The organism is Aquitalea pelogenes (assembly GCF_041914625.1).
GTDB lineage: Bacteria > Pseudomonadota > Gammaproteobacteria > Burkholderiales > Chromobacteriaceae > Aquitalea > Aquitalea pelogenes.
In genome coordinates this window covers 65,830-87,254 of the sequence record NZ_JAYSDA010000011.1, presented here as the reverse complement: position 1 = coordinate 87,254, position 21,425 = coordinate 65,830, and the positions used below count along the sequence as shown (strand labels likewise).

Here is a 21,425-nt window from a genome sequence, read left to right as displayed (position 1 = left end):
GTAGAGGAAAACATGAATCAAATCAATGATTGGCTGCGAGAACATCGCATCACGGAAGTCGAGTGCATTGTCCCGGACATGACCGGTGTGGCACGCGGCAAGATTGTTCCCAAAGACAAATTCGTCTCCGACCCGGAAATGCGTCTTCCGGAAGCGGTGCTGATCCAGACTGTGACCGGCGACTATCCGGACGACAGCATGCTGGACCTGACTGACCCGGACATGGTGCTGACACCGGATCCGAACTCCCTGCGCTTCGTGCCCTGGGCTGTGGACCCGACCGCACAGCTGATTTACGACTGCTACCGCGCCGATGGCTCGCTGGTGGACGTGGCACCGCGTAGCGTGCTCAAGCGCGTACTGGGCCTGTTTGACGAGCTGGGCTTCGAACCGGTACTGGCACCGGAAATGGAGTTCTACCTGATGTCGCCGAACCCGGATCCGGACATTCCGCTGTCCGCCCCGATCGGCCGTACCGGTCGTGCCGAATTCGGCCGCCGTTCCTACTCCATCGACGCGGTGAACGAATTCGACCCGCTGTTTGAAGACATCTACGACTACTGCCATGCGCAGAATCTGGAAGTGGATACGCTGATTCATGAAATCGGCACCGCCCAGATGGAAATCAACTTCCTGCATGGCAATCCGCTGGATCTGGCCGACCAGGTATTCCTGTTCAAGCGTACCGTGCGCGAAGCGGCATTCCGCCACAATATGTACGCCACCTTCATGGCCAAGCCGATGGAAAACGAACCCGGCTCCGCCATGCACATGCACCAGAGCCTGATCGACAAGAACACCGGCAAGAACGTGTTCACCAATGAAGATGGCAGTCCGTCCGACATCTTCTTCCACTTCATCGGCGGCATGCAGCACTACATTCCGGAAGTAATGCCGTTCTTCGCACCGTACGTGAACTCCTTCCGCCGTCTGAGTCCGTACACCGCGGCACCGACCAATGTGGAGTGGGGCTACGACAACCGTACCGTCGGCCTGCGTGTACCGCATTCTTCGCCGGCCGCCCGTCGCGTGGAAAACCGTGTGCCTGGCGTGGACGTGAACCCGTACATTGCCATGGCGGCCACCCTGGCCTGCGGCTATCTGGGCATTGTCAACAAGATCAAGCCGCGCGAGCCGATGTCCACCGATGCTTACGAGTTGCCTTTCCAGTTCCCGCATGGTGCTGAAGAGTCGCTCAAGCGTCTGGCCGCCTGCCCGGATATCCCGGAAGTGATGGGCCCGCACTTTGTGAAGATGTACCTGGGCATGAAGGAGAAGGAATTCTCCGAATACTTCCGCGTCATCAGCCCGTGGGAGCGCAAGTTCCTGCTGTTGCACGTATAAGAAGAAGCTTCAGGTGAGTGCTGCCGGTCATCGCTGGCCGGCAGCCGGCATCCGGAACACCGGATGTCAGGGTAGTGGCAGTTGCAACGGACTAGATGATTCCGCAGCCCGTAAAGCCGGGTTTGGCGTGGAAAAAGTCATGTTGCAGCCTGAGGCTGGCCGATTCCGGTCAGCCCAACAATAAGCCCCCAGAGGGCTGGAGAGATAGTAGAGAGGAAGCTTTTATGCAGAACCAACGTACTACGACCGAATGGCGCGAACTGGATGCAGCACACCATCTGCACCCGTTTACTGACACCAACTCGCTGAACCAGCAGGGTGCACGTGTCATCACCAAGGCAGAGGGTATCTTCCTGTACGACTCCGAAGGGAACAAGATTCTCGACGGCATGGCGGGCCTGTGGTGTGTCAATATCGGTTATGGCCGCAAGGATCTGCCGGAAGTAGCCAAGCAGCAGATGGAACAGCTGGCTTACTACAATACCTTCTTCAAGACCACGCATCCGGCGGTGGTGGAGCTGTCCCACCTGTTGTCCGAAGTGGCACCGGAAGGTTTCAAGCACGTTTTCTACACCAACTCCGGCTCTGAGTCCGTCGATACCATGATTCGCATGGTGCGCCGCTACTGGGATGTAAAGGGCAAGAAGGACAAGAAAACCCTGATCGGCCGCTGGAACGGCTATCACGGTTCCACCATCGGTGGTGCCAGCCTGGGTGGCATGACGTACATGCACGAGCAGGGCGATTTGCCGATTCCGGGCATCGTGCATGTTGAACAGCCGTGGTGGTACAAACATGGCAAGGACATGACGCCGGAAGAATTCGGCCTGGCCGCCGCCAAGTGGGTAGAAGACAAGATTCTGGAAGTGGGTGCCGACAAGGTAGCCGCTTTCGTGGGTGAGCCTATCCAGGGCGCGGGTGGCGTGATTGTGCCGCCGTCCACCTACTGGCCGGAAATCCAGCGTATCTGCCAGAAGTACGACATCCTGCTGGTGGCTGATGAAGTCATCTGTGGCTTTGGCCGTACCGGTGAATGGTTCGGTCAGCAGGTATTCGGCTTCAAGCCGGACATCTTTACCACCGCCAAGGGTCTGTCCTCCGGCTATCAGCCGATTGGCGCGGTATTCGTCAATGAAAAAGTGGCCACCACGCTGGCCGAAGGCGGTGACTTCAACCACGGCTTTACCTACTCCGGTCACCCGGTGGCTGCTGCTGTGGCACACGCCAACGTCAAGGCGCTGCGTGACGAAGGCATTGTCGATCGCGTCAAGAACGACACTGGTCCTTACATGCAAAAACGCTGGCGCGAAGTGTTCGGCCAGTTTGAGCATGTGGATGATGTGCGCGGTGTGGGCCTGATTCAGGCGTTTACCCTGGTCAAGAACAAGGCCACGCGCGAGCTGTTCCCCAACTTTGGTGAAATCGGCACCATGTGCCGCGATATCTTCTTCAAGAACAACCTGATCATGCGTGCCTGCGGCGACCATATTGTGTCCGCCCCCCCGCTGGTGATCAGCAAGGAAGAAATCGACCAGATGCTGGAGACCGCCGCCAAGTGCATGGTGGAGTTCGAACAGCAACTGAAGGAACGCGGGCTGGTCTGATCCGCCGGCAGTGTTCCATCCTCATGCAGGCTACCCACGGGTAGCCTGCATTTTTATTTGCAGCAGGCATGGCAAGATGGCAGCGAGGCATAATCAGCGCTACAAAAGATAAAGACGGGCGCGCTGCAAGCAAGGCATGCCATGCTATTATTCGTGCTGTCATGGCCTTGTCAGGTGCTTGGCTGCTGGTGTGGCTGACAAGGAAAGCAGGCTCACGGGCCTGATGTCTGTGCCGGTAGTGGCGGGGATGCCTGAGTCGGACAGCACGTGACGGAAAAATCGAATCGCGATAATCACAATTACAGGATCAAACCAATGTTTGTCGGAATCGGCTATCTCATCATCCTTGGCTCTGTGCTGGGGGGCTTTGTCGCAGCGGGGGGGCATCTGGGGGCGCTGATGCAGCCTCTGGAAGTGGTCATGATTGCTGGTGCAGCCATTGGTGCGTTTGTGGTCGCTAATGGTGGTGCACCGCTGAAGGCTACTACCAAGGCACTACCCACCGTGTTCAAAGGCTCGCCCTACAACAAGGCCTTCTACATGGAGCTGTTCACCTTGCTGTTTGAAATCCTGTCCAAGGTGCGCAAGGAAGGCCTGATGTCGGTTGAGGCTGATGTGGAAAATCCGGAAGCCAGCCCGGTGTTCTCCAAATACCCGGCAGTACTGCATGATCACCATGTGGTCGAGTTTATTTGTGACTACTTGCGCCTGATGGTGGGCGGTAACCTGAATGCGTTTGAGATCGAGAACCTGATGGATGTGGAGATTGAGACCCACCACCATGAGGGAGAAGTCCCGGTCAATGCAGTGAAGGGCCTGGCTGACGGTCTGCCAGCCTTCGGTATCGTGGCTGCGGTGATGGGCGTGGTACATACCATGGAATCGGTAGGTGCGCCGCCGTCTGAGCTGGGGATGCTGATTGCTCACGCACTGGTGGGTACCTTTCTCGGTATTTTGCTGGCCTATGGCTTTGTCGGTCCGTTGGCCACCATTCTGGAGCACAAGCTGGGCGACGGCACCCGTGTCTATCAGACCATCAAGGTAACTTTGCTGGCTAGTCTGAATGGCTACGCGCCTCAGGTTGCCGTGGAATTTGGCCGCAAGGTGCTGACTTCGACCGATCGTCCTTCCTTCAAGGAACTGGAAGACCACGTCAAGCAGGCCAAAAAATAAGCGAAACAGGGTTGGATCATGGCTGACGAATCGCAACGCCCCATTATTGTCAAACGCATCAAAAAAGGCGGGCACGGCCATCATGGCGGTGCCTGGAAGATTGCCTATGCCGACTTCGTGACGGCGATGATGGCGTTCTTCCTGCTGATGTGGCTGCTTGGTTCTGCTTCGCAAGGCACGCTCAATGGTATTGCCGAATACTTCAAGACGCCCTTGAAAGTGGCCATGTCCGGTGGCGATGGTGCCGGTGATGCCACCTCGGTGGTGAAGGGCGGTGGTAACGACCTGACCAAGAAGGCCGGTCAGGTCAACAAGAGCAGCAAGGAGCAGGAGCGCAAGGTACTGGAAAAGCAGGCGCTGGATAATCTGCAGCAGAAAATCCAGTCCAGTGTCGAACAAAGCCAGGTACTGAAGGACTACAAGAACCAGATGAAGCTGGAAATGACGCCGGAAGGGTTGAAAATCCAGATTGTCGACGAGCAGAACCGTCCGATGTTTGATTCGGGCAGTTCGCGCATGTTGCCGCATACCCGTGTACTACTGCAGCAACTGGCCCAGCAGCTGAACCAGCTTCCCAACCGCATCAGCATTTCCGGCCATACCGACGCCACGCCTTTTGGCAATGGACAGAATGGTTACAGCAACTGGGAGTTGTCGGCTGATCGTGCCAATACCGCGCGGCGTGAGCTGGTGGCCGGTGGCCTGCAGGACGACAAGGTAATGCGCGTAGTGGGTGTGGCTGCGGCCAATCCGCTGATCAAGAGCAATGTCTTCAGCCCGGAAAACCGGCGCATCACCATTGTGGTGCTCAACAAGGATGCCGAGCAGGCCATCCAGAACGACGGGGTCAAGCCGCCGCTGAATCAGGAACCCATCGGTCCGATCGGCCCGGCGGAAGCCGCCCCGGCCAAGGCAGAATAAGTCCGCATGCGCCTGGGCTTGTTGCGCCATGTGCTGCTGCAATTGCTGGCGGCTTTGCTGGCCTGGTTCTTTGTCGCACCGGCGGTACAGCCGCAGGCCTGGGCCATCTTACAGGCGATGTTTGCCGTGTTGCTGGCTTATGTCTGGCGCTTGCCGGGCTGGCAGAAGTTTGCGCATGGCCTGTTTGTGCCTGCGGTGGTTTTGTTGCAGCAACTGGGTTTGCCTGCCTGGGTTTATCTGTCCGGCCTGCTGTTGACCCTGGCGCTGGGACGCAACGCCCTTACAGAACGGGTACCGCTGTATCGCTCAGCCCACGAGGTTGCAGAAAAGCTGGCTGCTTATCTGCCGCAGGATGCCCGGGTGCTGGAGGCCGGTTGTGGAGATGGCCGCCTGGCCATGCAACTGGCGGCGCTGCGCCCCGATCTGCACATCCTGGCACTGGAAAATGCCTGGGGCAGCTGGTTGATGGCGTGGTTGCGCTGGCATCTTGCCCGTCGTCCGGCCAGGCTTGAGTTCGGCTGCCGCAGTTTCTGGAAGGAGCACTGGGGGAGGCACGATGTGGTCTATGCCTTTTTGTCTCCTGCACCCATGCCGCGTGTTTGGCAAAAATTCCTGACCGAAGGTGCGCCCGCCAGCGTGCTGGTGAGCAATACCTTCACGGTTCCCGATGTCCAACCTGATAGCCGGATTCCGCTTGGCGGACCGCTGCAGAAAGAATTGCTGATCTGGTGCCACCCTCATGGATCTCGCTAACTGGTTTCAGTCCATCTCCGAACGACGCTGGCCGATTCTGCCTGGCACGCTGGAAGGTGTCAGGGACGCCTGCGCCCGTAACAACGATCTGATCAGTTTTACTGATCTGGCCAATCTGTGCCTGTCCGACCCGCTGCTGCTGTTTGATCTGCTGCGGGTGGTGGGCGGTTCGCGTGCCTTGCAGCGCAATGAATCCATTCCTTCTGTCGAGCAGACCCTGATGTTGATGGGGCTGGAGGCGGTGGTGGGGCGTTTTGGCAAACTCACCGCCATGCACATCATTCCGGACAAGCTGGATGCCGAAGTGGTGGAGGCGGTGGAAGACTGGCTGGGCCGTAGCCGGGTGGCAGCGCTCATCATCAAGGAATGGCTGTCCATTTCCGGCGAGCACAAGGTGGAAGACTGCTTTGTCGCTGCGCTGATCTACAACCTGCCTGCCTGTCTGTACCTGATTTACCGCAACCAGTTGCCGGACAAGCCCTTGCTGCAAGAAGTGGCCGACCATTTCGAGACAGACTATTCCAAGTTGCTGGAGCAGTTTGTGCGTGCCGTCCCGCTGCCTGTCGGCCTGCTGACCTTGCTGGGCGGTGGTGCGCCAAGCAAGCGCAAGCAATTGCTCAAGCTGGCGGTGGCCACGGCCAATACCCTGGAGCAGGGCTGGTGGCGCGGGCCGTGGAATGTGGGTCTGGACGTGGTGGGCAAGCTGATCGGTATCAGCCAGCAGCAGGTCTATCTGGGGGTGGTCCAGGCCTGCCTGACGGTTGCGCGTCAACCGCGGGCACCGGCGTATACCTACCCGGCGCGGGCCTTGCTGTTCATCGAAGGCGAATACAAGCGGCCTGAAATGAAGAAGGCAGTGGCGCTGACCAGCCCGGACCAGCTGGAGCAAGGCATCCGCGAATCGATCCGGCATCTGTCGAACGACCTCAAGTTCGAACGCGTGCTGTACTACCGCTACGACCACGACAGCCACAGCCTGCGCCTCAAATACCAGGTGGGTCTGGCTGAGGGCCATGCCCTGCGCAAGCTGGCGGTAGAGCTGGAGCCGGGCACCTTCTTTACCTTGCTCACCAGCAAGGCACAAAGCTTCCACGCACCGGAGAGTGTGCGTAATCAACTGGTACGCAAATACCAGGATGACTTTTTCGATCATATCGGTGATAGCGAATTCGCCATCATGAGTCTGTACCTTGGCCATCGTCTGGTCGGGGTGTTCTATGTGGACAATGGCCGCAGCGGACGCGTGATTGACGACACCAGCTACCACCGCTTCAAGGAACTGGTGGCCCGGCTGACGCCGCACCATTGATGCATGTTGTACACCGTTAAAACCATAAGCTCGCCCCATAACGACGAAATCAAGCAGCTGACCCGGCTGGTGCAAAACAGCCGGGAGCGGCGCAAGCAGGGTGTGATGGTGCTCGAAGGCATCCATCTGACTGCGGCGGCGCTGGATGCAGGGCAGCCACCGCAGCGCCTGTACCTGAATGAAACAGCCAGTGCCCACCCCGAAGTACAAGCCTTGCTTACCCATATGCCTGCCGCTGTCACCGTCATCATGCTGCCTGAAAGCATCATGGCCAAAGTGAGTGCACTGGCCAGCCCGCCCGAACTGCTGGCACTGTGCCAGCGTCCGTGTCCGCCCCAGCCTGCGCCGGATGCCGCGCGCGTGGTGCTGGAGGACATCCAGGACCCGGGCAATCTGGGCACCATCCTGCGTTGTGCTGCCGCCTCCGGCGTGCGTGAGGTGCTGTTGTCCAAGGGCTGTGTCGACGTTTACTCGCCCAAGGTGTTACGTGCCGGCATGGGTGCCCATTTTGTGCTGCACATTCACGAACAGGTGGATCTGGCAGCGTCGCTGACACAATTTTCCGGCCGCAAGCTGGTGACTTATCTGGAAGGGAGCTGCTCGCTGTATAGCCAGGATCTGACCGGCCCGGTGGCGCTGGTATTCGGCAATGAAGGTGCGGGTGTCAGCCCGGCCTTGCTGGCCTTGGCCGATGCCCGGGTTCGTATTCCGATGCCGGGGCATGCCGAATCCTTGAACGTGGCGATGGCGGCGACTGTCTGCCTGTTCGAGCGGGTAAGACAGCAAGAAGCGGTAAAACCATGCTGAAATCCTGGCTTGCCATCTGTCTGGGTGCTGCACTCGCTGTGCCGGCCACGGCTGCCGCGCTGCAATCGGTGGCGGTGGATATCGGCCATTCCCTGCAGGCACCGGGTGCGCGCAGCGCCAGTGGTCAGACCGAGTTCAGCTTCAACCGGCGCGCCGGTTTGCTGCTGGCCGGCATGCTGCGTGAGCAAGGTGTGGATGTGGCGGTGATCGGCGAGCAGGGCAATATCAGGCAATTGACCGAACGCACCCAGCTGGCGCAAGGACGGCAATTATTGCTTTCGGTACACCACGATTCGGTCCAGCCGCAGTATTTGCCGGAAGCAGGGCGTTTTCAGGGCTATTCCCTGTTTGTGTCACGCAAGAACCCGTTTGCTGAAGCAAGCCTGGCCTGTGCCCGCCAGATTGCCTTGTCCTTGCAAGAGGCGGGTGAGCGACCCACCTTGCATCACGCCGAGCCGATTGCCGGTGAGAATCGCCCGCTGGCCGATGCCGCTTTGGGCATTTACTGGTTTGATGACCTGGTGGTGCTCAAGACCGCCAGCCAGCCCGCCGTCCTGATTGAACACGGTGTGATTGTGAATCCACAGGAAGAAATCCGCCTGGCATCGCCCCTTGTGGCTAGCCGTATGGCGCGTGCCATTGCAGCCGGTGCCTTGCGTTGTCCGCTGGCAGAGGCAAACAAAAAGCCCTGATGCGCCAGGGCAGCAGGGCTGGTGTGGAGCGGCACAGGCTTATTGCAACTTGCTGTTCATGCAGCCGGCGCTCTTGCACTCGCGCTTGCGATCATTGATGAACTGCAGGCGATCAATGGTGGTGCGTGTGGCGCAATCCAGATTGACAAAGAAGCCACGCGAATCGCTGTAGCTACAGTCGGCATTGCGCTGGCGAATCCAGTTCAGCTGTCCGGCCTTCAGCAGCTTCTTGCCATCCGCATCCAGTTGCTTGGCCAATTCCCCATAACTTTCGTTCAGGTCCTTGTCTGCCTGGCTGTACACCTTGTTCAGACAGTACAGGCCGTCAAAATCGTTCTTGGGTTTGTCACAGGCAGAGTTGGCCAGTGCACTGGCGCTCAATGCCAGCAGAATCAGGCTGAGCAATGATTTCATATGGGTTCTCCTGGGCTGGGAAGGTGCTGGGAAGGTGCACAGTTTAGCACATCGGCATCATCGGGCTGTCGCTGCTGGCAAGTCCTGGCGTGCTTGGGTGATGGCGGCAATACGCGCCTTCTCTACCATGGCTGGTATCTGGCGCGGGTCGTCACAACTGCGGGCTATGGCTCCGGCGTCCACTTCCAGTGCGGCTTGCAGCAAATGCTTCATCCACTCCACTTGCGGATAAGCGCAGTGCTCAAAATGCAGTCGTCCACGGGCGTCTGCCAGTACGGCACACAGCATCTGGCGGAAACGTTCAGGTCGGCGTAGCGCGTCGCAGTCCTTGAACAGGCGCAAGATGGTGGCGGGCTTCATTTCAGCCGTGCAGTGAATCTTGGTGTGATTGAGCACGGTGATGCGCGCCAGATCACGGCATTCCGCCGGTACTCGCAGCCGTTCGCACAGTGCCAGCAAGGGTTTTTCACCACGCTGTTCATGACCGATATGGCGCGGCAGCACATCGGCCGGTGTCAGCGCCTTGCCCAGGTCGTGGGTCAGGGCGGCAAACCGTACCGCCAGTGGCTGCTGCATGCTGGCTGCCATGTCGATGACACGCATCACATGATCGCCGGTGTCGATTTCCGGGTGGTAGTCTGCCCGCTGCGGCACGCCGAACAAAGCATCGATTTCCGGCAGGATGCGTTGCAGGGCACCGCACTCGCGCAACACCAGAAAAAAGCGCGATGGTTTATCTTCCATCAGTGCCTTGGCCATTTCCTGCCACACCCGTTCGGCCACCAGCGCATCGACCTCACCGGCTGCCACCATATGGCGCATCAGCAGCAGGGTTTCATCCGCCACGGCAAAGCCGAAACGGGCGGCAAAGCGGGCCAGGCGCAAAATACGCACCGGGTCTTCGGCAAAGGCCGGGCTGACATGACGCAACAGGCCGGCCTTAAGGTCCTGCTGGCCGTGATACGGGTCAATCAGCTGACCTTGCTCGTCTTCGGCAATGGCATTGATGGTGAGGTCGCGCCGCGCCAGGTCCTGCTCCAGCGTCACGCTTTCATCGGCATGAAAGGCAAAGCCGTGATAGCCCTTGCCAGTTTTGCGCTCGGTGCGTGCCAGTGCGTATTCTTCGTGACTGCGCGGATGCAGGAAAACTGGGAAGTCCTTGCCCACCGGTTTGTAGCCCTGTTTGAGCATGGCTTCCACGCTGGCCCCTACCACCACCCAGTCACGGTCCTTTACCGGCAGTCCCAGCAAACGGTCGCGCACCGCGCCGCCAACCATGTAAATCTGCATCAGCGTGCGGCTTCCCGGCGATACGCCGACAAAACGAGATTGAATTCGTCCTGACCCAGATATTGCGGTGCCACCACTTCCAGCGGCGTGGGGCTGAAGCCCAGTACTGCGCTGGGGAAGGGGTGCGGGCTGACATTGTCGACACCCAGCGAGCGGACATTATCACGGCTCATCAGGGTAGGGCCGGGCAGCATTTCCATCAGCCCGGCCTGCAGCATGGCAAGGGTATCGGGCAGCGGGATGACGGGACGCACCGTGCCGCGCAGGCGGCCGACATAAGCGACCAGTTCGGCCAGGGTGTAGCTGGCCGGGCCTGTCAGATCCAGGCTTTGACCTATGGTGTGTGGCTGCTGCAGGCAGGCGACGACTGCGCGCGCCAGGTCATCCGCCCAGATCGGCGCAAAGCGGGTGCCGGCACCGGCCAGCGGTAGCAGCGGCAGCTTGTCCAGCAGGCCGGCAAACAGGGTAAGGAAGCTGTCGCCACGGCCAAATACCACCGATGGGCGCAGGATGGTCCACTCCAGCCCGCTATCACGCAAATGCTGTTCGGCAATGCCCTTCGTTTGCTGGTAGTCGCTGGGACCATGCGGATCAGCACCCAGCGCGCTGATGTGGATGATGCGCCGTACGCCTTGCTTGTGGCAGGCAGCAATGATCTTGTCCAGCAAGTCCACATGTGCGGTTTCGAACTGTTTGCGCGAGCCATGCAGAATGCCGACCATGCTGATCACTGCATCGTGGCCGGCCAGCAGCTCCTGCAAGGCCAGCGGGTGATGCACATTGGTGGATACCAGTTCGGTCTTGGGCAAGACAATCAGCGAGGACTTGTGACGATCGCGATTGCGGGTGGCAATGGTGAGCGACACTTCTTGTTCTGCCAGTCGCTCGGCAATGTAGCTGCCAATGAAACCACTGCCGCCAATCAGGCAAATGCGCTGCGCATGCATTGTTTTCTCCTGTTTCTGCTTTGGTTTAACGAGCCGGGATGGTACCCATGCGGGCTTTGAGCGAGATATTGTCATGACCGAAGGTGCTGGCATAGTAGGCTGCATTGGCCATCACCTTTTGAACATAGTCGCGGGTTTCGCTGAATGGAATGGTTTCTGCATAGATGGTGCCATCCAGCGGGCGGCTGTCCTGCCAGGCGCGGGCGCGTGCCGGGCCGGCATTGTAGGCAGCAGTGGCCATGACTTCATTGCCGGACAGATTGTCCCGCACATAGCGCAAATACCAGGTGCCCAGCTGCACATTGGTTTCGATGTCATTCACCGAGAAGTTGCCCAGGCCCATTTTTTTTGCCACCCATTTGGCGGTGGCTGGCATCAGCTGCATCAGGCCGGAGGCACCCACACCGGAGCGTGCCACCACAATAAAGCGGCTTTCCTGGCGGATCAGGCCGTAAACCCAGGCGTCGTCCACATCCAGCTGGCGTGCATAGCGCTGGGTGATGTCACGATACGGGGTGAGATAGCGCAAGGAGTAGTCGTGGTCTTCCCTGGTGCGTTCGGCGCTGTAGATGGCCATGTCGTAGAAGGCTGCGCGACGGGCGATTTCCGCCGCAGCCAGCAGTTCCATGTCGTTGCGACCACGCATGGCCCAGCGCCATTCACGCTGTGCGTCACTGCGCAATTCGGCACGTCCTTCGTTATTGCTGATGTCCAGCAAGGCAAGAGCACGCTGAATGGCCGGGATGGCGCGCATGGCTGCAATATCGGCATTGCCGGGGACAGTCTTGCTGGCTGGGGTGGACAGGGTATTGCCCAGCTCCTCCAGCGACAGTAAGGCGTAGTAATGGTGGCCGATGCTGGCTTTGGCAAACAGCGCCGGAGCCTCGCTGCCACGGCCCAGTTGTTTCAGGCTGCGGGCGCGCCAGTACTGCCAAGCCGGCTTGCTGGCTACGTTGGTCGGCATGTTGCGGGTAATCTGCTCCAGCACGGCCCATTGCTCGCCGCGCAGGGCTGCACGTGCCCACCATTCCCATTGATCGGCAGTCAATTGCTGCGGGTCGGCTTTGGCATACCACTGCAAAGCCTGACCCATGGCCTGTTTGCGTGCTGACAACAGCGCGAGCTGACCCCAGGCAAAGGCACTGCGGTCCTTGCTGAGCGAACTTTCCACGGCAGCCAGGCGACTGGCTGCACCGCCCAGGTCGCTGCGGGCCTTGCTGACGATGCCAAATACCATCGCTTCCTGTCCGCCAGGGGTGTCGGCACTGGCCGTGGCCGGATTGCTCAGCGTCGCATTGCTCAGCGGCAGATTGGTGGCATCGGCCAGTTGTCTGGCTTGCGAGACAAAATTGCCGGCCAGTAACAGACGCACCCGCCGCCACAGCCAGTCCTGTGTCAGCCAGCCCTTGGCGGCTGCTGCGGTAATAAGCTGATTGCAGCCATCCGGTGCGGCGCGCATGTCAAGAAAACGGTCCAGATCGTCCGGCTTTCTGCCTTGGCGCAGCTCCAGCAGCTGGCCATAGCAGGTGGACTCCTCATCCCGGCCTTCCGCAGGCAGCTTTTTCCATTCAGCGGCAAAGCCGTCCCAGTCTTCCCGCTTGCCCAGTTTCTTCAGCCATTCATTGCGGATTTTCTCCGGCATCCAGCCTTCACGCACGCTGTTCAGAAAGCCGATTACCTGGTTGTCATTGTCCCGGTCCAGTGCCTTCAGGGTAAGCCAGTAGGACGGATAGTCTTTCAGGATGTAACTCGCGGGTAGCTCGCCGGCAATGGCAGTGAGCTTGCCCAGATTGTTGCTGCGGTAGGCGTCGCGGGCGGCAACCAATTCATCATTACTGTTCGCCATGGCATGCAAAGAGGTCGCCAGAGCGTAGATCAGGGTCAGGGTTTGTAGTGTGCGGGACGGGCGGGTCATGTAAACGGATCTTCTCTTTGATGGTCGGTCAGTCTCAGTCTCGCTGTGTCGGATAAGGAGTGGCACGTGATGGCGTACGAGCTTGACTGGATGATTATACCCGCTTCTGCCACCCCTTCGATGCCGAATGTGCTACTGCCTTGCTGGTCAGCGTTGCTTGTGAATGACAAATTCCAGGAATTTTCTGATTCATTACCACCATGACAGAGGATAAATTTGCAATTTTATCAATCAATGCGGTCGCAAGCGGTAATTGGACGTGCGCATTATCTGCTTGTGATCTGATGAAGCTCTTTTCGTTCATGGAGTCTCACTGGTTCATACGCCAGGTTTTATGGGATGTGGAGGTTTGTGGAAGTGAATATGTTTGCTGATTATTCTTTGTGGGGAGTGGTTTTATATTATACGAATTTGATATTTTCTAACCTGCCGTTTATTTTCATGCATTTTGCTGTTTTTATTATATTGTGGTCAGTCGGTCGATATGTGTTTCTGGACGATTTCTTCAGTTTATATCCTTCTCGCAATGTTAAATTTTTTGATGCTTATGTTTTCATTTTGGTTGTATTAATGCTTTTGGTTAGTTCTTTTGTTTCAATTTCCTTTTATAAGGACAGAATTTTCTTTGTCAGGAATGATTTCATTTTTCTGGCAGGTGTGTTGTTGACACCGGTGCGTACGTTTTTTGTTCTGTTGCTGGGCTTTATTTTTAGTCTGAGCAAAGCTGGTGGTGTGCAACTGGATATTGCTTTATTTCAAAAGCTTCTGGATATGCTGATTATCGGTTTGGGTGGTATGTTGGTTCGTAGGGCGCTTAATGTTGATTTGAAAAATATGGGCTGGGAGGATTTTTGGTTTATTGCAGTGAACAAGCTGTTGGCTAGTGTATGCTCTGCAGGTGTATTCGTAATCTTGTTTTCGGATTCGTGGAATATAATATTTCATGTGCTGGTGTTTAGACTATTCAGTTGGCCAGTCTTGTCGTTGCCACTGCTGGTTGGGTTTATCTACTGCATGCGATTGGATTATTGGAAGTATCAACGGAATATGCTTGCATAAGCGGGTATTGGCATCCTGTCTAACCTTATGTCTAAAAAATCTGCTCAGTATAGTCAAAGTGATTGATTGATCTCATGCAATGCCCGGTATGACTGGATGTTGCTGTCACATTGGAGTGATGACATGTATCAGGTGAGTGATTTGTTTTTTCTATTCCAATATCATTGCGACTATATTGTTCATTCTTATCTTTATGTAATTTTGCAATTTTTGTTGATGTATGTTTTGTTCTTTCTGTCAAAAAATGGTGTTTTGGAGGAATTCTCTTCGGTCGTTTTTCCTGGGTTTTTTCGACGTAATTATGCATTGCTGATGTTAGTTTTGATGATGCTTATAAGCGTAATTTTAGCTGTGTGCTGTATTGTTCTGAGTAATGTTGTATTTAATATGAGTAATGACTTTGTTTATTTGGCAGGTGTTGTTCTGGGGTTTCGTAAAGGCATTGTTATTTTGCTTATTGGGTGTTTCTACAGAATTTTGATGCTATGTCTGGAATTGGAAGGTGTGATGTGGATGTTGTATATGTTTTTGGATTTGGTGTTCTATTTTTCGGCTGGATTGTTTTTTTCGACGATGTTGTATACTCGCTTGGAAAATATTTCGGCAAGCGAAATTTTATTTATTTGTTTGAATAAAATTACGGTATCCATGGTGTCGGCTACTCTATGGTTCTTCATGATGGGAGATGCGTGGTTTTCCGGATTCAATGTCTTGCTATTTCGCCTGGTGGCGTGGCCGATGGTAACCATCCCGATGATGACCGTTTTTCTGTTTCTATTGCGAACAGGGGTACGTCAGTCCTTGCAGCAAACACTGCATGCAACATGACAAACCCCGCCGAAGCGGGGTTTGCATTGTTTACTTAAGGCATGATTGCTTGCTCAGGCATCAAGCCCTGCCTGTGCCAGTTCCGCCGCGCGAATCACCGCGCGAGCCTTGTTTTGCGTTTCCTGCCATTCGGATTCCGGCACTGAGTCTGCCACGATGCCTGCACCCGATTGAACATAGAGCATCTTGTTCTTGATGACAGCAGTGCGAATGGCAATGGCCAGATCCATGTCGCCGTTAAAGCCCAGATAGCCGACGGCACCGCCATAGACGCCGCGCTTGGTAGGCTCGAATTCGTCAATGATTTCCATCGCCCGCACCTTGGGCGCACCAGACAAGGTGCCGGCAGGGAAGGTGGCTTTCAGGATATCAATGTTGGAGACGTCCGGTTTGACGCTGCCTTCCACGCTGGAAACAATGTGCATCACGTGGGAATAACGTTCGATCACCATATTGTCGGTAATGTTCACCGAGCCGGTATTGGCAACACGGCCCACATCGTTGCGGCCAAGGTCCATCAGCATCACGTGTTCGGCAATTTCCTTGGGGTCGGCCAGCAGTTCTTCGGCCAGTGCTTCGTCTTCTTCGCGGTTCTTGCCTCGCACGCGGGTGCCGGCAATCGGGCGCACGGTGACGGTTTCCTGTTCGCGGCGTACCAGGATTTCCGGTGAAGAGCCTACGACATGGAAGTCGTCGAAATGGTAGAAGAACATGTAGGGCGACGGGTTCAAGCTGCGCAGTGCCCGGTACAAAGTCAGTGGCGAGTCGGCATAAGGCATTTGCATGCGCTGTGCCAGCACCACCTGCATGATGTCGCCATCCACAATGTAGCGCTTGCACTTTTCCACTGCCTGCTTGAATTCTTCCTGACCATATTCGGAAACCGCCTTGCTGATTTGCGAGGGCAGTGACAGCGGGATGTCCTGCGGCTCACGCAAGCGGGCACGCAGTTGTGCCAGGCGGCTTTCTGCCTTGGCCAGTGCATTGGGCACGGCCGGGTCGGCATAGACAATCAGGTAGAGCTTGCCGGACAGGTTGTCCACCACGGCGATTTCTTCGGACACCATCAGGAGAATGTCCGGCGTGCCGATAGGGTCGGGCTTGCGGGTGTTGGCCAAGCGCTTTTCCACATAGCGGATGGTGTCGTAGCCGAAGTAACCCACCAGGCCGCCGGTAAAGCGCGGCAGGCCTTCTACCGGCGGGGCAGAAAAGCGCTGCTGGAAGCTTTCGATGAAGGCCAGCGGGTCGCCTTCATATTGTTCGATCACCTTGTCGCCATATTCCACTTGCACCTTGTGTTCATTGACGCGCAGGCGGGTGGTGGCGGGCAGGCCGATGAAGGAGTAGCGACCGAAACGCTCGCCACCCACTACCGACTCCAGCAGATAGGAGTAGGGCTGATTGGCCAGCTTCAGATATACGGACAGCGGGGTGTCCAGGTCGGCGAACAATTCCAGGGTGACCGGAATGCGGTTGTAACCGGCCTGGGCCAGTTGGTTGAATTCTTCATGCGTCATGCGTGCGCTACCTTGAAACCGGATTGAAAGCAAAAGGGATGGACAGAATGTGGCTTAGCGTTGCCATCGCCAACTGGCCGGTGCGGGCAGGAAAGTCATGATGCAGGCTTTATCCATGTGGAATGAAAAGTGGAAGCTTTATTTTTTCATCAAATCGTATAGTTCGGCAAGGTTGCCGATGACGAGGTCGGCTTGCAACTGGCTGGCATCGGCATAGCCGTAATTGACGGCAATGGCGGTGGCACCGGCTGCACGGGCGGACAGGATGTCGTTTTCCGAGTCACCCACCATGGCCAGTTCGCTGGTCTGGATACCCAGTACATCGCAAACATGCTGCAGGGGCAGGGCAGAAGGTTTTTTCTCGGCCAGGGTGTCGCCGCCAATGATCAGGCTGAATGCATCCCGCAGGTCCAGTTGTTCCAGCAGCGGGACTGCCAGGTATTCCGACTTGTTGGTGACTACCACCACCGGCAGTTGCAAGGCGCGCAGCAAACCCAGCCCATCACGCACGCCGGGATATACCGTGGTGTTGTCAGTCAGGTGTGCGTGATAGTAACGCACGAAGAAGTTGAAGCCCTGTTCCCAGACTGCTGTATCGGCCTGGCCATGGCGTTCGTCGGTAATGGCGCGGTGGACCAGGCTGGCAATGCCGTCACCGACATGCTCCTGAATGCGCAGGTCGGTGAGGGCGGGCAGGCCCAGATGCTCACGCATGGCATTGGCGGCAGCGGCCAGGTCGGGAATGGAATCAACCAGGGTGCCATCCAGATCGAAGGCAAGGGCTTTGATGTGTTTCAGGTTCATGACTTGGATTGCTAGTGCTTATTCGGTTGGGTCGGGCAATTGGCGGATATCCAGCACGGTCTCCGTGCCGAAACCGGGGCTGAGCAGGTGGTCGGCAATCTTGCGGGCCGCCTGTTGTGGCGTGCTCAGGCCGCCATCACGCTTGAGCGCGGTAAAGCGCCCCAGTTCGCGGAACTGCTGCGGGTCGCTCTGGCGAATGCTGGCCTGCATGTCGGTGTCAATCACGCCAGGGTAGATGGCGGCAATGCGTACGTTACCGGCTTGCTGTTCGCTTGCCACATGGCGGCAGAAGTGATCGAGCCCGGCCTTGCTGCTGCCATAGATGCCCCAGCCCGGGTAGGCCTTGACGGCAGCGCCAGAGGAAATGCAGGCAATGCGCAGTTCGCATTCCAGCGTGTCGGTCAGTCGCAAGAGTGCATCGGTCAGCAAGATGGGTGCAGTCAGGTTGATGGCCAGCGCACGCGATACTTCGGCTGTGGGGTAGAAACCGGCACTGGCAATGGGGCTGACCACGCCTGCATTGTTGATCAGCAGCAATTGGGTAATCTGCTCCAGCGGCAGGCATTGCAAGGCTTCGGCCATGATGCCGTGCAGGCTGTCGCTGTCCGCCATGTCGGCACGCAGGAAATGCAGGTGCTCCGGATGGTGCGCGGCCAGTTGTTGCAGCGCCGGGCTGTGTTCCCGTGCAAGGCCCACCACCATGCAGCCGCGCTGCAGCAGGTCGGCAGTCAAGGCCAGGCCCAGGCCGCGTGAGGCACCGCTGATGATGGCGGCTTGCATCAGGCCACCTTGGCCAGTTCGGCACGCATGGCGGCAATCACGGCCTGGTAGTCCGCTTGGCCGTAGATGGCGGAGCCCGCGACGAAGGTGTCGGCACCAGCCGCGGCAACGGCGGCAATATTGTCCACTTTCACCCCGCCATCCACTTCCAGCCAGATTTCACCACCGTGCTTGGCGGTATACTCGTCGATACGCTGGCGCGCAGCAGCTACTTTTTCCAGCGCATGCGGAATGAAGGACTGGCCGCCAAAGCCCGGATTGACCGACATGATCAGTACCATGTCGATCTTGTCCATCACGTGGTCCAGATAGGACAGCGATGTGCCCGGGTTGAATACCAGGCCTGCCTTGCAACCGGACTCCTTGATCAGGCCCAGGGTGCGGTCGATGTGCTCGGAGGCTTCCGGGTGGAAGGTGATGATGTCGGCACCGGCCTTGGCAAACATCGGCACCAGGCTATCCACCGGCTTGACCATCAGGTGCACGTCGATCGGCGCGGTGGTGTGCGGACGGATGGCTTCACAAACCAGCGGGCCAACGGTCAGATTAGGGACATAATGGTTGTCCATGACATCAAAATGAATGATGTCGGCTCCGGCGGCGATGACGTCGCGTACCTCCTGGCCAAGACAGGCAAAGTCGGCGGAAAGGAGGCTGGGGGCAATACGGAAGTCGCGCATGGTCTACCTTGCAATCACGGATGGATTCATCAAACAGGCGCATATTCTACCGCGCCACCGGAGCATGGCGCGATAAAATGCAGTACCCACCACAAGGAAATGAAGATGGCTGACAAAACCTACCGGATTGACGTGGAGGCCGAGCCGCACTATGTCGCCGAGCAATCCAATATGGCCACGGACATTTACGTCTTTGCCTATCGCATCCGCCTGACCAATACCGGAAGCGAGCCGGCGCAACTGATCAGTCGGCACTGGATCATCAGCGACGCCAATAACCAGGAACAGGAAGTGCGCGGCATGGGCGTGGTTGGCGAGCAGCCTCGGTTGGAGCCTGGTCAGACATTCGAATACAGTAGCGCCACCCATCTGAAAACACCGTATGGTGCCATGCGCGGCAGTTACCAGATGCTGGCCGATGACGGTACGCGTTTTGATGTCACCATCCCGGAAATGACACTGGTGGCACCGCGCGTGCTGCACTAGACATCAGGACTGTATGCGTGTGCTGTTGACCCACGGGTCTTGAAGATTGGTTTCCACTGTACTGGCGTCTGCCAGTCATCCTGACAGGATGTATTCATGCGTTTTACCCATAGTGGCCCGGCGCCCGAGAATCGTAACGACCTGCAAACCCTGAAGACCTTGCTGCCCTATTTGTGGGCGTTCAAGGGGCGGGTGCTGCTGGCGCTCGCTTGCATGATCCTGGCCAAGGTGGCGGCAGTGACGGTGCCGCTGTACCTGAAGGACATTGTCGACCAGTTATCTGTCCCGGCAAGCCTGCTGGCAGTGCCGGTGATGGCGCTGCTGGGTTATGGCCTGGCGCGGCTGACTTCCAGCGTGCTGGGAGAAATGCGCGATGCCATCTTTGCCCGTGTGATTCAGGGTGCGGTGCGCAGTGTGGCACGCGGTGTGTTCCAGCATCTGTTCCGGCTGTCTTTGCGTTTTCATCTGGAGCGCCAGACTGGCGGCATGAGCCGTGATATCGAACGTGGCACCAAGGGCATCGGCTTTCTGCTCAATTTCATGGTGTTCAACATCCTGCCCACTTTGCTGGAAATCGGCATGGTGTCTTTCATCCTGTTCCATCGCTATGCCTGGGAATTTGCCGCAGTGACACTGGGCACCATCCTCATTTATATCGTCTTTACTCTGGTGGTGACCGAATGGCGCACGGTATTCCGTCGCAGCATGAATGATCTGGATTCGCGCGCCAATGCCAAGGCCATTGATGCCCTCATCAATTACGAGACGGTAAAGTATTTCAATAACGAAGCTTATGAAGCCGAGCGTTACGACCGTAACCTGGCTGCATGGGAAGCTTCTGCCATCAAGAACCAGGTTTCCCTGTCCATGCTGAATGCAGGGCAGGGCATCATCATTGCCAGCGGCGTCACCCTGATCATGGTGTTGGCAGCGCGCAGCGTGGTGCAGCATCAGATGACAGTGGGCGACGTGGTGCTGGTGGCTACCTTTATCACCCAGTTGTACACACCGCTGAACTTCCTCGGCTTCATCTACCGCGAAATCAAGCATTCGCTGGCGGATATCGAGCGCATGTTCGGCCTGTTGTCCACCCATCAGGAAGTGGACGATGCGCCTGAGGCCAAGGTGCTGGCCTGCCGTGATGCCAGCATCTGCTTCGAACAGGTGGACTTTGGCTATGATGCCAAGCGCAGCATATTGCACGGGCTGGATTTTGCCATACCGGCAGGCAGTTCGCTGGCGGTGGTCGGATCGAGCGGGGCAGGCAAGTCCACGCTGGCCCGGCTGCTGTTCCGTTTTTATGATGTGACTGCGGGGCGCATCTCCATCAATGGGCAGGATCTGCGCAGCTTTACCCAGGATAGCCTGCGCGCACATATCGGCATCGTGCCGCAGGACACGGTGCTGTTCAATGACAGCATTTATTACAACATCGCTTATGGGCGACCGGGAGCCAGCCGGGATGAAGTCATCGAGGCGGCTCGTTCTGCACATATTCACGACTTTGTGATGAGCTTGCCCGATGGCTATGACACCCAGGTGGGGGAGCGCGGCCTGAAACTGTCCGGTGGTGAAAAGCAGCGGGTGGCCATTGCGCGTACCATTCTGAAGAATCCGGCCATTCTCATTTTTGATGAAGCCACCAGCGCGCTGGATTCGCGTACCGAAAAGGCCATCCAGCATGAACTGGCCGTCATTTCTGCCAACCGTACCACGCTGATCATTGCCCATCGGCTCTCCACCATTGTCGATGCCGATCAGATCATTGTGCTGGATGACGGCATGGTGTTGGAGCGGGGCACGCATCGCGAGTTGCTGGAGCAAAACGGACGCTATGCCGAGATGTGGCGCTTGCAACAAGAACAAGGCGAGGAAGCGGCGGTCGCGACATAAGGCCTCTCCTGCCGTTTCTTGGTTTCCCGGTTGGCCTGTGTCTGCCGGGCTCTTTCATCCCCCCCAGTCCGCATCATCCCTCAGGCAGTCAGACGCATTGCGCATGTGCATGCTTGGCTCAGATAAAATATGCTATCAGCAAAGCGTGCGGCATTGACAGAGTGCTTGATACACATTTAAATAACACTAATAGATGTGTCCTGTCATTC

21 protein-coding genes are annotated in these 21,425 nt (G+C 57.2%); 12 read left to right on the top strand and 9 right to left on the bottom strand.

The features are described from left to right. The first annotated feature begins 12 nt into the window (after window positions 1-12). From ACE3SE_RS11040 to ACE3SE_RS11005, 8 genes are all read left to right on the top strand, one after another. Window positions 13-1,344: a glutamine synthetase family protein gene (locus ACE3SE_RS11040; RefSeq protein ID WP_045848620.1), complete on the top strand. Its 1,332-nt coding sequence runs from the start codon at window positions 13-15 to the stop codon at window positions 1,342-1,344. Between the two features lie 224 nt (window positions 1,345-1,568). Further along, window positions 1,569-2,948 (top strand): aspartate aminotransferase family protein, encoded by a 1,380-nt coding sequence (locus tag ACE3SE_RS11035; RefSeq protein ID WP_045848621.1) that lies wholly within the window; start codon window positions 1,569-1,571, stop codon window positions 2,946-2,948. Window positions 2,949-3,263: 315 nt separating this feature from the next. After that, entirely contained in the window at window positions 3,264-4,121 is an 858-nt protein-coding gene (gene motA / locus ACE3SE_RS11030; RefSeq protein ID WP_089085351.1) for a flagellar motor stator protein MotA, read from the top strand. A gap of 18 nt (window positions 4,122-4,139) precedes the next feature. After that, the gene (gene motB, locus ACE3SE_RS11025; protein WP_045848623.1) at window positions 4,140-5,042 is read left to right on the top strand and encodes a flagellar motor protein MotB; all 903 of its coding nucleotides are present in this window, start codon (window positions 4,140-4,142) and stop codon (window positions 5,040-5,042) included. Between the two features lie 6 nt (window positions 5,043-5,048). Next, window positions 5,049-5,795: an SAM-dependent methyltransferase gene (locus ACE3SE_RS11020; RefSeq protein ID WP_374555259.1), complete on the top strand. Its 747-nt coding sequence runs from the start codon at window positions 5,049-5,051 to the stop codon at window positions 5,793-5,795. Next, entirely contained in the window at window positions 5,782-7,104 is a 1,323-nt protein-coding gene (locus tag ACE3SE_RS11015) for an HDOD domain-containing protein (RefSeq protein ID WP_045848625.1), read from the top strand. The genes ACE3SE_RS11020 and ACE3SE_RS11015 overlap by 14 nt, the downstream gene beginning before the upstream one ends. Window positions 7,105-7,107: 3 nt before the next feature. Next, window positions 7,108-7,911, top strand: coding sequence for a TrmH family RNA methyltransferase (locus ACE3SE_RS11010; protein WP_374555257.1), 804 nt, complete (start codon window positions 7,108-7,110; stop codon window positions 7,909-7,911). Further along, entirely contained in the window at window positions 7,905-8,603 is a 699-nt protein-coding gene (locus ACE3SE_RS11005) for an N-acetylmuramoyl-L-alanine amidase family protein (protein WP_374555255.1), read from the top strand. The genes ACE3SE_RS11010 and ACE3SE_RS11005 overlap by 7 nt, the downstream gene beginning before the upstream one ends. Window positions 8,604-8,642: 39 nt before the next feature. On the opposite strand, the gene ACE3SE_RS11000 is transcribed toward ACE3SE_RS11005, so the two are convergent. The 5 genes from ACE3SE_RS11000 to ACE3SE_RS10980 form a co-directional block, all read right to left on the bottom strand. Beyond that, a complete protein-coding gene (locus ACE3SE_RS11000; protein WP_045848627.1) occupies window positions 8,643-9,017 on the bottom strand; it encodes a lysozyme inhibitor LprI family protein in 375 nt (124 codons plus the stop codon). A 57-nt stretch (window positions 9,018-9,074) separates the two neighbouring features. Continuing rightward, entirely contained in the window at window positions 9,075-10,307 is a 1,233-nt protein-coding gene (locus tag ACE3SE_RS10995) for a multifunctional CCA addition/repair protein (RefSeq protein ID WP_374555253.1), read from the bottom strand. Next, window positions 10,307-11,254, bottom strand: coding sequence for a complex I NDUFA9 subunit family protein (locus ACE3SE_RS10990; protein ID WP_062790546.1), 948 nt, complete (start codon window positions 11,252-11,254; stop codon window positions 10,307-10,309). The genes ACE3SE_RS10995 and ACE3SE_RS10990 overlap by 1 nt, the downstream gene beginning before the upstream one ends. A 25-nt stretch (window positions 11,255-11,279) precedes the next feature. Next, window positions 11,280-13,169, bottom strand: a complete 1,890-nt coding sequence (locus ACE3SE_RS10985) for a lytic transglycosylase domain-containing protein (protein WP_374555251.1) — start codon at window positions 13,167-13,169, stop codon at window positions 11,280-11,282. A 94-nt stretch (window positions 13,170-13,263) separates the two neighbouring features. Further along, window positions 13,264-13,473, bottom strand: coding sequence for a hypothetical protein (locus ACE3SE_RS10980; RefSeq protein ID WP_374555249.1), 210 nt, complete (start codon window positions 13,471-13,473; stop codon window positions 13,264-13,266). A gap of 59 nt (window positions 13,474-13,532) precedes the next feature. Between ACE3SE_RS10980 and ACE3SE_RS10975 the strand changes: the two genes are divergently transcribed. Further along, window positions 13,533-14,228, top strand: a complete 696-nt coding sequence (locus tag ACE3SE_RS10975) for a hypothetical protein (RefSeq protein WP_374555247.1) — start codon at window positions 13,533-13,535, stop codon at window positions 14,226-14,228. A 123-nt stretch (window positions 14,229-14,351) separates the two neighbouring features. Then, window positions 14,352-15,056, top strand: a complete 705-nt coding sequence (locus ACE3SE_RS10970) for a hypothetical protein (RefSeq protein ID WP_374555245.1) — start codon at window positions 14,352-14,354, stop codon at window positions 15,054-15,056. A gap of 53 nt (window positions 15,057-15,109) precedes the next feature. Here ACE3SE_RS10970 and trpE read toward each other — a convergent pair whose 3' ends face one another. The 4 genes from trpE to rpe form a co-directional block, all read right to left on the bottom strand. Beyond that, window positions 15,110-16,573 (bottom strand): anthranilate synthase component I, encoded by a 1,464-nt coding sequence (gene trpE / locus ACE3SE_RS10965; protein ID WP_374555243.1) that lies wholly within the window; start codon window positions 16,571-16,573, stop codon window positions 15,110-15,112. Between the two features lie 138 nt (window positions 16,574-16,711). Then, window positions 16,712-17,377 carry a phosphoglycolate phosphatase gene (locus ACE3SE_RS10960; protein ID WP_374555241.1) on the bottom strand — a complete coding sequence of 222 codons (666 nt, stop codon included), beginning with the start codon at window positions 17,375-17,377 and terminating at the stop codon, window positions 16,712-16,714. Window positions 17,378-17,395: 18 nt separating this feature from the next. After that, the gene (locus tag ACE3SE_RS10955; protein WP_374555239.1) at window positions 17,396-18,157 is read right to left on the bottom strand and encodes an SDR family NAD(P)-dependent oxidoreductase; all 762 of its coding nucleotides are present in this window, start codon (window positions 18,155-18,157) and stop codon (window positions 17,396-17,398) included. Continuing rightward, the gene (rpe, locus tag ACE3SE_RS10950; protein WP_045848636.1) at window positions 18,157-18,837 is read right to left on the bottom strand and encodes a ribulose-phosphate 3-epimerase; all 681 of its coding nucleotides are present in this window, start codon (window positions 18,835-18,837) and stop codon (window positions 18,157-18,159) included. Before rpe ends, ACE3SE_RS10955 begins: the two co-directional genes overlap by 1 nt. 105 nt (window positions 18,838-18,942) lie before the next feature. On the opposite strand from rpe, the gene apaG reads away from it, so the two are divergent. Together apaG and ACE3SE_RS10940 are read left to right on the top strand one after the other, a co-directional pair. Further along, the gene (gene apaG / locus ACE3SE_RS10945) at window positions 18,943-19,323 is read left to right on the top strand and encodes a Co2+/Mg2+ efflux protein ApaG (RefSeq protein ID WP_374555237.1); all 381 of its coding nucleotides are present in this window, start codon (window positions 18,943-18,945) and stop codon (window positions 19,321-19,323) included. A gap of 96 nt (window positions 19,324-19,419) precedes the next feature. Further along, the gene (locus ACE3SE_RS10940; protein WP_374555235.1) at window positions 19,420-21,216 is read left to right on the top strand and encodes an ABCB family ABC transporter ATP-binding protein/permease; all 1,797 of its coding nucleotides are present in this window, start codon (window positions 19,420-19,422) and stop codon (window positions 21,214-21,216) included. Window positions 21,217-21,425: the final 209 nt, after the last annotated feature.